General features: G+C 42.9%; 8 protein-coding genes and 1 tRNA gene. 7 read left to right on the forward strand and 2 right to left on the reverse strand.

Annotated features, from left to right (window positions below):
- Positions 1–279: 279 nt before the first annotated feature.
- The 7 genes from KTH90_RS24185 (at position 280) to KTH90_RS24215 (ending at position 9042) form a co-directional block, all read left to right on the forward strand.
- Positions 280–1887, forward strand: a complete 1608-nt coding sequence (locus KTH90_RS24185) for a response regulator (protein WP_158355596.1) — start codon at positions 280–282, stop codon at positions 1885–1887.
- A gap of 93 nt (positions 1888–1980) precedes the next feature.
- Complete coding sequence (locus KTH90_RS24190) at positions 1981–3000, forward strand: zinc-dependent alcohol dehydrogenase (RefSeq protein WP_238727575.1); 1020 nt, start codon at positions 1981–1983, stop codon at positions 2998–3000.
- A gap of 104 nt (positions 3001–3104) precedes the next feature.
- Complete coding sequence (locus KTH90_RS24195) at positions 3105–4904, forward strand: sensor histidine kinase (RefSeq protein ID WP_158355598.1); 1800 nt, start codon at positions 3105–3107, stop codon at positions 4902–4904.
- A 171-nt stretch (positions 4905–5075) separates the two neighbouring features.
- Positions 5076–6176, forward strand: coding sequence for a substrate-binding domain-containing protein (locus tag KTH90_RS24200; protein WP_238727576.1), 1101 nt, complete (start codon positions 5076–5078; stop codon positions 6174–6176).
- 116 nt (positions 6177–6292) lie between these two features.
- Complete coding sequence (locus KTH90_RS24205; protein WP_158355600.1) at positions 6293–7777, forward strand: sugar ABC transporter ATP-binding protein; 1485 nt, start codon at positions 6293–6295, stop codon at positions 7775–7777.
- Complete coding sequence (locus KTH90_RS24210; RefSeq protein ID WP_238727577.1) at positions 7777–8760, forward strand: ABC transporter permease; 984 nt, start codon at positions 7777–7779, stop codon at positions 8758–8760. Before KTH90_RS24205 ends, KTH90_RS24210 begins: the two co-directional genes overlap by 1 nt.
- 211 nt (positions 8761–8971) lie before the next feature.
- Positions 8972–9042, forward strand: a tRNA-Trp gene (locus KTH90_RS24215).
- 225 nt (positions 9043–9267) lie between these two features.
- Here the strand turns inward: KTH90_RS24215 and KTH90_RS24220 are convergent.
- Both KTH90_RS24220 and KTH90_RS24225 read right to left on the reverse strand, forming a co-directional pair.
- Positions 9268–10992, reverse strand: a complete 1725-nt coding sequence (locus tag KTH90_RS24220) for a sensor histidine kinase (RefSeq protein WP_238727578.1) — start codon at positions 10990–10992, stop codon at positions 9268–9270.
- A 2-nt stretch (positions 10993–10994) separates the two neighbouring features.
- Entirely contained in the window at positions 10995–12533 is a 1539-nt protein-coding gene (locus tag KTH90_RS24225) for a response regulator transcription factor (protein ID WP_158355603.1), read from the reverse strand.
- Positions 12534–12616 lie beyond the last annotated feature (83 nt).

Genomic DNA, 12616 nt, shown 5'->3' on the forward strand with positions numbered 1-12616 from the left:
GGAAGTGCAGCAATGTACGGAGCTGACTGCTACTAATAGGTCGAGGGCTTGACCAGAATGGTCTGGTGGTTTGAGATTAGAGGCTAGGAAGAGAGCTGAACGGATGGTAATGATTTTTACAGTGTGTAGTTTTGAAGGCATATGCTTATCTGCTTTGATTCTGCTGTATATGGGGGGTTCCATATCCAGTGGAATTTTTTTGATTTACATTAATTTTATGTAACTTTTTAATATTATGTAACTTTTTAATATACGGACCACATGTAGAAGGAGAGAACTTTGTTTCGATTATTAGTTGTAGACGATGAAGTTTGGATACGGGAGAGAATCAGCCAGATGATCGACTGGAATCTTATACAGGTAGAGGTGATCGGAGAGGCTGCTGACGGGGAAGAGGCGCTTAAGAAAACCAGGGAGCTTAAGCCGGATATTGTCCTGACCGACATACGAATGCCGTGCATCGATGGTCTGGAATTTACGAAAGCGCTGAAAGATGAACAGCTAAAGAGCAAGGTTATCATACTCAGCGGCTACTCTGATTTTGAATATGCCCAGTCTGCGATTAAGCTGGGGGCCTTTGATTATATACTGAAGCCGGTAAATGATGAAGAATTACTGAATACGGTAAAACGATGCACACTTCTAGTGGAGAAGGAAGAAAAACGGGACAGCCTGTTACAAGACCTTCAGAAAAAAATGAAAGCTAATAGCGCTGTAATGAGAGAACGGTTTATCCTGAATTTGCTCAATGGTTATTATCCCAGCGAGGAAAGAGCAAGACAGGAATTCCGTTATTTTTATAAATCCGTGGACCATTATAACTATCTTTGTTTTGTCGTACAGCTGGATGAGCTGGAGCGGGAAGAATCTGTGGAGGAATTAAACCTGCTTCAGTTCGGGATGTGTAACATTACGAAAGATTATGCGGACTTTATTGGTGAAAATGATGTGGTGCTTTCCAGTAACGGTGAGGTTGTCTGCGTATTATGCTGCCAGGACTCCCTGCAGGATTTCCTGAAAAGGGTGGTAGCCAGCGCCTATGAGATTAAGGCATTGATCAAAGAAGTGTTTCACAAGACAGTCTCTATTGGTATCGGTAATCCGTGCCAGGATATTCTGAACCTGTCTCTATCATGCCAGCAGGCCAGACAGGTTTTGTTATATAAGGCTTATTTGGGTAAAGATATGGTGTATCATGCTCAGAGTATGGAGGATAGATCCAACGCTTACAGAATCGACAGCTATGAGATCGAGAAGATTAAAAATCATATAGAAGCGGGAAATAAGAACGAGGTGGCTTGTTCTGTTCAGCGTATCATATCATCGCTGAAAGAGCAGGAGCCTGTTCCGCGGCCTTTGGATTTAAAAGCGGCATATATGGATATTATATATTCTGTAATCAAATCAACCGACGAGTTTCAGACTTTACCGGAGATTCTTCCTACCTTTGACTATCTGTTCTTCGAAAAGTTGAACAATATACAAAGCATAGATGATTTTGAAAGAAATCTGGAAGAAATATCATATCTGCTGATCGATCATCTGCTGCAGGTCAGAAGCAAACACAAACGCAAAATCATTGGGCTTGCGCTGGCCTACATTGAGGAACATTACCAGGAGCCGATCACACTGAACGATGTGGCGGGGGAAATCTTCCTGAATCCATCCTATTTCTGCAAGATCTTCAAAATGGAGATGAATGAATCCTTCACAAAGTATCTGATGAAATTCAGAGTTAAGAAGGCGGTTGAGCTTTTAAACGATCCATGTTTAAAGATCTATGAGATCGCAGAACAGGTCGGATACAGCGATGTCCAATACTTTACGAAGATTTTCAAAACGGTGACCGGGGATATCCCCACACACTACCGGAATCGCTTAAAATAGTATAAAATATCACAAAATTGTCCTGTATGTTTTTGTATGCTCTTTTGCTATACTTGTCTGGAAAGTAAGTCATTGTGCAAAGGAGAGATAATAATGAAAGCTGGTTATTTGAAGGCCCCCTTCCAATTTGAACTAAGAGATGTCAGCCTTCGTGAGTTAAAAAAGGGTGAAGTGCTGGTGCGGGTGAAAGCTTGTGGATTCTGTGGACATGATGCGATACTGGCACGCTATGCGGCAGAAGACTGGGAACCATTCGGACATGAGTTTTCCGGAGTGATAGAGAAGACCGGAGAAGAGGTAGAGCATATAAAAGTGGGGGATAAGGTTGTAATCGAGACTTCCACTTTTAATCCGCTGGCGGAGTGTTCCCTGAACGGCCGGCCGGATTGGGATCTGAACGGCCCCAGTTTTATGGAAATGAAAGATCCCAGCATGGGTTTTGCCGAGTATGCTATCGTACCAGCGGAACTCTGCGTAAAATTTGACGGACTATCCTTTGAGGAGGCCTGCATCATGGAGCCTTTGGGCGTGGCTGCGGATCTGGTGATGACGGCAGACCTGCATCTGAATGACGACGTGCTGGTTCTGGGGCTGGGACCGATCGGCCTGATGGCCCTTAAGATGGCGAAGTCCAGCGGAGCCAGAAAGATCTATGCGGCTGAATTTTCGGACGCCACAGCACGCTGTGAGATGGCAAAGCAATATGGCGCAGATGAAATTATATATACAGATCAAGTAAAGCTTGAGGACTATCCCTTTGAAAAAGGGGGAGTGGACAAAGTCCTGGTGACCGCGCCTCCGAAGACGATCGGCAGCGCGGTGAATGTGGCCAACGTGGGGGGAACCATTGCTTTCCTGGGTATCAGTTATGGTCCTGACGCGATCGTGTCCTTTGATTCCAATAAGGTTCATTTAAACAAGCTGCAGATCCGCGGTTCCAATGCGATACCGGCGCTGTATTTTCCAAAATGCATCGACATGCTGAAAGCCGGCCTGGTTGACACAAAGGATTTGATCTCCCATGTATTTTTGCTGGAAAACATGGTGGAAGGGCTGCATCAATACATTGAGGACAGAGAACATGCTTTAAAAGCGGTTATGGTCGTACCATAACTAAAAACTACATTATAAACGTAAACGCCTTCTGTGACACTTTTGGCGGTATCACAGAGGGCATTTGTATTTGGAACAGAGACTGGAAAAACAGGGGGTATCAGATGTCATTTCAAAATATGAGCCTGAAAGTGAAAATATTTATCCTTATTTTTATGTCTATTTTTATTCCTTCCACCTTACTCAGCATGATGACATATAAAAGTGCCCAGAAAGCAGTCGTATCCCAGATGAAGGAAAGTGTCCAGATGGATATCGGAAATGCAATCAAGGATCTGGATACATCTTTGGGTGCGGTATTGAGTCTCAGCCAGTCCATGCTGTCCAAAGAGAATATTCTGCAGGTAATGGAAAAGGAAAAACCATTTACAGAGGCTGAAAAGGCAGTCTATTACCCTTCTATTTACCAGACAATCAATAATTATATTTCGATGATAAAAGCTCCAAAAATCATGAGTTCGATCGATTCCTATTATCTGTATCTGCCGCACCAGAATACTATCATCACTTCCAGCTCCACCTATTATGAAGATATCCAGGAAGAGAACGTGTCCTTTTTGTGCAAGGGGATGGAAGAAAAATATCAGGGATGTTGGTACGCGACCAACGAAGTAAATTATTATTCCTTAAAGGGGAAAGGTAAAGAAAATAAGCTGATCACTTATAATCTGCCGGTAATGGGAAGTACGGGTGAAGTGATCGGAATCTGCGCGATAAATATCAAACCAAATGTATTTCATACCCTGAATACCTCGAATATCAGCAGCTTTGCAGGGGATATTGGAATCGCGGGCCTGAATGGGGAATTCGTATATGGCTCCGGCGACGAGATCGATGAGGAAGCATACCGGCAGATGATGGAACACATCGATTCCGTTGGCAGGACGAAAGGAGAATTTGAACAAAATATCCAAAAAGAAAAATATTATGTCCTGTATGACACTTCTGAATTTGCAAACTGGAGATATCTGATTACGATCCGTTCCGCCCGGGTTCTGGAAGGGATGGAGCAGACCAAGCGTTTCCTGGTCATCACGATTGTAATCAGCGTCTTTCTGATCATACTGGTGTCCGGGCTTCTTTCCCGCATGATATACGGGCCGATTCAGAAGCTGGTGAAGGCAATGCAGGAGATAGAGAGACACAATTTAAAATACAGGATTGATGATAACCGCCAGGATGAATACAAAAATGTATATACGGGATACAACCAGATGGTAGAGGAATTATCACGCCTGATCGAAGATCTCAGCAGAGAGAGGCTGTTAAACAAAGAGATACAGATCAAGCTGCTGCAGGAACAGATCAACCCGCATTTCCTGTATAACACGCTGGATTCCATCTACAGTATCGCCAGGCTGCGCAATGTACCGGATATTGCCGACATGGTATACGCCCTGTCCAAGTTTTTCCGCGTCAGTTTATCGGAGGGAAAAGATATCGTTACTCTCCGGGATGCGCTGGATATTGTGGAAAGCTATCTGACCGTACAAAATATACGTTTCCGGGGGAAATTCCAATATCAGGTGTTTGCCTCTGAGGAGCTGTATCCTTGCAGAGTACCAAAACTTGTATTGCAGCCATTTGTGGAAAATGCGATTTATCACGGCCTGGAGAAAAAGCGGGAAGCAGGCGAGCTTTTCATCAGAGCAGAAACCAGTGATGAAATACTATACCTTACGATAGAGGACAATGGGGCAGGAATGTCCAATGAAAAAATGGAGCTGCTCCAGGCTTCTTTGAAAGACAGCAAGGGGGCGAAAGGGCAAAATTTTGCTATTCTGAATATTAATACACAGATTAAGCTCCGGTATGGGGAAGGCTATGGCGTTCACATAGAAGGAGAGCAGGGAACAGGCACCAAAGTTATAATCTGCCTGCCTATCCGATACCAGGATGAATAATAAATGAATGGCATCCCATAATACATGCCCTACGGGCCGGCGTGCAGCAAGCTGCACGATAAGGTATAAATATTACAAAAAATCAAAAAACTGTCATGTTGTGGACCGGGCAGGGGGATTATATAATAGCAATATCAAATGGCAATGGCCTACAGAAAAGGAGTTAGAAGTATGAAAAAGTGGAAAAAACTACTGGCATTAGGAATGACTACAGCAATGGTTTTCTCAATGGCAGCCTGCACAAGCAACGGGGAAACTGCAGAGCAGACACCGGCAGCGGACTCACAGACGGATACCAAGAACACGCCGGATGCAGCTAAGGATGCGGCTGGTACGGATGATGCGGCCAGTGGTTTAAAACCGGAAGAAATCACCGTGGCCGGTATTGTTTATCTGGAAGATCAGTTTATGAAGCTGTTGTCGACCGGATATCAAAACGCAGCTAAGGATTACGGCGTAAAATGTCTGACCAGCAATGTGAATAACGATCAGGCGAAGGAAGCAAATCAGATTAACACCTATTTGAGCCAGGGAGTCAACGGAATCGCAATCGCTCCGCTGAATGAGGAATCCTCCATCACGTCCCTGAAGGCGGCAGCCCAGGAAGGCATGAAGATTACGCTGACCGACAGCACGCTTGCGGACGCGGACTTTATCGTAGGCGGTTATACATCCGATCAGTCCCAGCTGGGAGAATCCACCGGGGCTGTGGCTAAAAAATTCATCGAGGAAAAATTAGATGGAAAAGCCAAAGTAGCGATTGTACAGTTTAAATCCCTGCTGCCCGAGAAAAGCGCTGCACGTGTGGACGGTTTCTTAAGCCAGATCAAAGACATGCCGGGAGTAGAAGTAGTAGCGGATCAGGATGCCTGGATGCAGGACACCGCAGTTACCACTGCAAATGATATTTTGACCGCGAATCCGGATATTGATATCATCTTTGCTGCAAATGACGGCGGTACGGTTGGATGTACCATGGCAGTGAAAAATGCGGGCCTGTCCGGTGAGGTGTTTGTATTCGGTATCGACGCTTCGGAGCAGATCGCAGCGATGCTGCAGGATTCCGATAATATTCTTCAGGCCGTAACCGGACAGGACGCTTATGGCATGGGATATAACTCTATGGAACTGCTGATCAAAACACTGGAAGGTGAAGAGACGAATATCGAGGAAGGTTCGATTCTGACCGTTGATGGAATCTTGTTAGACCGGGCTGACCCGGATGGAATCAATACATTTTTAGCCAATCTGAAAGAGAGAACAGGAGAATAAACAGAGACACAAATAAATCCTGAAGGAAAAGTATGGGGAGTTATGGCTGTAACTCCCCATATTATATCAAAACAGCGAGGTAGTTATGAGAGAATTGGAAAATGGAGAGATGACAGATGAGTGTATTGGAATGTCGGAATATTAGTAAGATCTTTCCGGGGACAGTAGCGCTGGACCATGTGTCAGCTTCCTTTGAGAGTGGAAAGGTTCATGCGTTGGTGGGGAAGAATGGTTCTGGGAAATCGACGCTGTTAAAAATATTTTCGGGTGCCCAGCCGGCTACACAAGGTGAGATCCTGCTGGACGGGGAAGTAATGAGATTTGACAGTACAATGGACGCGTTCTCGAAAGGAGTAGCCACAGTTTATCAGGAGCTGAGCCTGATTCCGTCCCTGACTGTGACGGAGAACGTACTGATCGGCAGACTTCCGAAGAAAAATAAACTGATTGACTGGAAAAGCGCCCATGCCAAAGCGAAGGAGCTGCTGCAGGAACTGGATATCGATATTAAAGAGGATTCCCTGGTCAGTGAGCTGAGCATGTGGCAGAAGCAGATGATCGAGATCGCCAAGGCCATGAGCTTTCATCCTAAGGTACTGCAGCTGGATGAACCGACCTCAGCTCTGGCGAAACACGAGGTGGAGGCGCTTTTTAAAATGGTACGCGCGCTGAAGGAAAAGGATGTCATTATCCTGTATGTATCGCATAAGCTGCAGGAACTCTGGGAGATCGCGGATACCTGTACCGTGATCCGGGATGGTAAATACATAGGAAAAGCCATCATGAAGGATACGACCAGAAAAGAACTGATCGATATGATGTTTGGCAGCGTGGAGATACCGAGCCGGCCGGATGACCTGATGGTATCCGACGATGTGGTGCTGGAAGTGAAAAATCTGACCCGTCCGGGAAAATTTCAGGACATCAGCTTCTCACTGCGTAGAGGAGAGGTGCTGGGTATCGCCGGTATGCTGGGTTCGGGGCGCACCGAGCTGTTAAAATCCATATTTGGCGCAGACCCTTATCAATCGGGGGAGGTGGTATTTCAGGGACAGTCCATAAGAAAATCGCAGATACGGAAGATGAAAGAACAAGGTATGGCACTGACTCCGGAGGACCGAAAGACGGAAGGGCTGATCCTGGACGCTTCGATTGCCAATAACCTTTGTTACGCGAGTTTGGGCCGGCTGTCCCGGTATGGATTTATAAAAAGAAAAAAAGAGAGCCGTTACATACAAAAGCAGATTGATGATCTGCAGATCAAGGTTGCCAGCCCGGATCTTCCGGTGGGTTCCCTCTCTGGAGGAAATCAGCAGAAAGTGGTTATTGGAAACTGGTTGAATACAACCCCAAGCGTCATGATTTTTGACGAGCCCTCCAGAGGGATCGATGTGAATGCAAAGCAGCAGATATTCAAGATTATCTGGGAGCAGTCCAGAAAAGGCGTAGCCAGCATCATGGTGTCCACAGAGCTGGAGGAACTGCTGGAGGTATGTCAGCGGATTCTGATCATGCGCGAAGGAAAGATCACGGGAGAAATCAGACCGGAAGAGGTCAGCAACGAAGAATTATACGCGATTTGCATGGGAGGAGAAGCATAATGGAAAATAAATCTGCCTCAATATCCAAAGTATTGAGTAAATATATGCTGGAAATTATTCTGGTCATACTGATTATCGTAGTCAGTTTTACATCCAGCGCTTTCTTAAATACCAGGAACCTGTTTAATATCCTGCGGAGTATGTCTATGACAGGCATCGTGGCGTTTGGCATGACCTTTGTCATTATTGCGGGAGAGATCGATTTGTCGATCGGCTCTACGGTTGCCTTAAGCGGTGTTATCACCGCGCTGATTACCGGAAAACTGTCTGCAGCCGGCGCAATGAGCATGGAAACCGCTGTAATCCTGGGGATGCTGGCAGCCTTGATCGTTTCTTTGCTGATCGGGATATTTAATGGTATTCTGCTTACAAAGTTTAAAATGCCTTCCTTTATCATCACATTGGGAATGATGAATCTGCTGTACGGTGTGGCAGCCGTGATCTCGAAAGGATTCCCAGTTACCACGCTGCCGGGCTGGTTTTCCTGGTTCGGGGCAGGCATGCTGTTTGGAGTGGTACCGGTTCCGGCGCTCTTTTTGCTGATTATATTTGTGATTTCTTTTGTGGTTCTGAAGTATACGATGTTCGGACGAATGGTTTACGCAGTGGGGGGAAATCCGGAATCGGCCAGACTGTCCGGTATCAATGTAAATCTGGTGAAAATCTGCGTGCTGTCAATCGTCCAGTTCTGCAGTGCCATCAGTGGAATCCTGTTGTCCTCTCAGGTTATGTCCGGGACGTTCTCTTTCGGAAAAGGCTGGGAGATGACAGCAATTTCGGCAGTTATTATTGGGGGCGCCAGCCTGTCTGGGGGAATCGGTCGCGTTTGGGGGACGTTCCTGGGGCTGATTTTCCTGGGCGTCATTAACAATGTGATGACGCTGAACGGCGTGGATGACTATACCCAGTATATTGTACAAGGGGCCTTGATTATTGGCGCGGTTCTGATTAACTCGCTGCAGACGAAAAAGCAGGTGAAATAAGAACACTATTTAAGGAGCCGGCCCTGATATGGGGCCAAGCTGTGGGCGGGTGCCTGGTTTCGGGGACGCAGCAATTCCCACAGCCTGGCCCCATCAGGACCTACACGAATCAGTGGGGTGGAAGGGGTATGAGTAATGTTGCTATATTAATCAATCAGGTTATTGACAAATAAGTGGGAGTATGATATAAATATCTAGTGACCAAAAATACAGGGGATTGGTCAAATGGTATGATAGGGGTCTCCAAAACCTTTGGTGGGGGTTCGATTCCCTCATCCCCTGGTCTGAAACTTCATCGAAAGATGAAGTTTTTTTGTATTGGCATAGTTCGCTTATTAAATGCTTTGGGAAGCAGACATGCCGTTTGCGGATTGCCTGGATTGGAATAGGAAGTATTGTAAATGGCCTGAAATCTTTAGGAGTCATTTCAGTACCAAGTAAAATGATACCTGCACAGTCTGAATATTGAATTTCTTCAATCTGCTTTTCTATGGCCTTATTGCTAAACTAAAGAAACAAAATTCTAACAGTCGTACCCTTATCAGGCTCCGAAGAAAAACAAATGGAGATATTATCTTTATATAGATATTGCAAAATCTGTTTCATACTGCTTATACCGATGTGCATACCGCGCGGGGACGTCTGGACAGGCGTTGAAGCATTTAGCGTTGCCAGAGTAGCGGCGTCCATACCTATCCCATTATCATGAACAATAATGGTAATGGCCTTATTCTCCTTTTGTATCCGGATGTCTAAGATGTTTTTTCGGGTTGTTTCAACAAACGCGTGCTTAAAGCTGTTTTCGACAAGTGTACTTAAGATGATTTTGGGTATTTTATCATTTAGGACTGTTTCATCAATGTGCCAATTAACCTTTACGGCATTTTTGCCGAACTTATAATTTGCCAAAAAGATGTATTGTTCCAATGCATGAATCTCCTGTTGCACCGTATCAAAAATCTCCGTATTTGATATGCGCAAACGATCTTGCAGCAGATGGATCAGTGCAGTGTTAATATCCACGATATCTTTGTTACCTGCTCTTTTTGCCAGCACATTGATGATACTCATAACATTATAAATAAAATGTGGATCCAGTTGGCTGATGAGCAGATTATAACGCATATATTGCTGCTGCTTTTCCTGCTCTAGAGAAATATTGAAGTAATAGTTGAGGTTATTAAGCATTTCGTTGAAAACATTCGCCAGGTCTTCGATTTCATCCCCTGTTTGTATTTTGGCCTGTGCTTTCCAATCACCTTTCGATATCCGGATCATTGTTTGGGATAATTTGGTGATCGGAACGACATATTGCGCAAAGGAGAAACGTGACAGCAAGAGGGTGAGACCGGACATAAAAACATAAATCAGCACAATGAAGATTAAGAGCAGGCGGTAAGCTCTATTGATAGATTTGTTTGAAATATATGTCAGCACTGCCCATTTAGCATAGTTGGACTGCCTGTGGAAATATCTGCCATCAGTCAATTCCTCATATGATGTGGGATCACGGAAATCCAGATCATTAGACAATAATATATTATTTCCCAGTAATGGCTGAGGATGACCGTCTGAACTGATTAAAGTATAGTCGTCCAAATATGCTGCTGCAATATTATCAAAGCTTCTGATAAGATTACTCACATCAAAAAACACCACTAGCCTATAACTACGTGCCTTCATTTCAAAATTCAGACAATAAACACATGAAATAGCCTCACGCGTATCAGCTGTCGCGTTAGTCTGTACAGTTGTATAAAAATCGGAGAATTTTTTTAGGAGATAAGTACCTTCCGTTTCTTTATACCAATTACTTTTAATTATTTGAAGATCTTCATCGTATATGTTACTTATAGAAAAAACGCGTTCCTGATTAGGAAGTTCCAGCATAAGACCTCTAACATAGGAAAGATTGTTAGAGAATTCAGAGAGATTAAGTTGAAGCTGGCTGTTATATTGAGACGAAGGATATGCTAAATATTTGTCAATTGAATATTTAAGATCGCGGCTGTAGGTTATGGTATCGGCATAGTTTACTATAGGATCAAAAGTGTTTTCAAGCAATTCCGTCATTTGCCGTGTAGCCTGCTCGCATTGATCGAGCGTTTGACCGGAAAGGATCGGCTGGATGGTAAAAAAAGATATAATAATAGCCATAGACAAGCTGATGGCTACAATAGCTTCAATTCGTTGAAACAGTTTTACTTTCAAACTTTTATATTTTTTCTTCATTTTCATTTGCTTTTTCGATATGTATTTGGTGTCATGTTAAAAGTTTCATAAAAAACCTGACTGAAATATTGCGAAGAACTATATCCACATTTTTCGGAAATTTCGTAAACCGGCAGTGTTGTAGTACTAAGTAAATGTTTCGCGTTATTCAGGCGCGTTTCTTTCAAATACTTGTATATGGTTATGCCAGTTTCAGATTTAAACAATTTATTCAACCTTCCTGCGCTTAAATAAGTCTGCTCAGCGATCACGTCGATCGTCATATCTGTCTTAGAAAAATTTCTGTTGATGTAGGCGATAGTTATTTGGATCGTATTAGATAGGCAGTCTATATGTAAGCATCCTAACTCATTTGTTATATTTAGTATCGTTTTTAGCAGCCAGATCGAGACATCATCGATGTGATAGCAATTGCCCGGCACCGGGATATCAAAGGCAAACTGATGACTCAAGTTTTCCAGATAGTAATAAAAAGACTGAAAATATCCAATCAGTGTTTTTACATTCCTGGTTTTTTTCAACTCACCCATGATGTCGTTGTGATAAGAGTAAATTTTATCTATATCCTTGCTCTCAATAGATTTTTTTAATACAGATGCTTTCTCATCCAGAGATGCCTGTATAGTTTTATCCATACCTTTCAGATAATGCTGACTGAATGAAAAAATTTTTACATCTTCAACAAAATATTTTATATCAAAAATATGCGTATTACTATAATATATTTTCTGGAACTCCATGAGGTCAGTGGGCTTGGGTAGTATATAAAGGGCATATTTGATATGATATGTTTCCAAATATTGTTTGAGGTTATTTGTTATAGTACTTAAAATGTTAAAATATTTTTGTTCGCTGAGGCTTTTGGGCGGATCAAAAGGTAACAAATAACGGGAATTTCCCATATAAAAGAGATTATTATTAGAGTTTACTTTTTTTATAAAATCGGTTACAAGACCTATTTCATTGTTATAGTTAACATGTGTGGCAGTAATCAAAGCTAACGGTTGAATCAACTCCAGAACCAGAAATAAAAATTTTTGATGAATAATATTTTCATCTACCAAGGGTATGCCATCAATTTTACCTGGTATATTATTCTGATACATTGTTAGCACAAGATTCTGTAGTAATGAAGCCTCGGTTTTTTTACGCTGTAATATTTGCTGCTTTAGTTTATACATTTTGTCTTCCAATATCTGTTCGGATAACTCAAACTTCAATATATAATCGGAAGCGGAAAGGCGCAAAGCTGATTTAATATATTCTGTTTCGTCATAAACGGTCAGGTATAATAATTCGGTTCTTATGTTTTTGGATCGAATTATTTTTCCCAAAGTAATGCCATCCATAATAGGCATATCAATATCAGAAATAACGATTTGTGGTTTATAGCGATCAAATATTTCTAATGCATCTTTGCCGTTACTTGCTTCGCTGACAAGATCAAAGCCATTTGCTTCAAAATCATATAATCTTTTTATTTCTTCGATGAATATTGGTTCATCATCCACAATCATAATAGAAATCATATCTTTATTCATAATGTACACCACACATTCGGAAAATTAAAAGTTGCATAGTTGATTTGCTTGTTGTATAAGGTGAAATGGATTTAATGACCATA

The sequence above is a fragment of the Diplocloster modestus genome, from assembly GCF_019042245.1.
Lineage (GTDB): Bacteria > Bacillota > Clostridia > Lachnospirales > Lachnospiraceae > Diplocloster > Diplocloster modestus.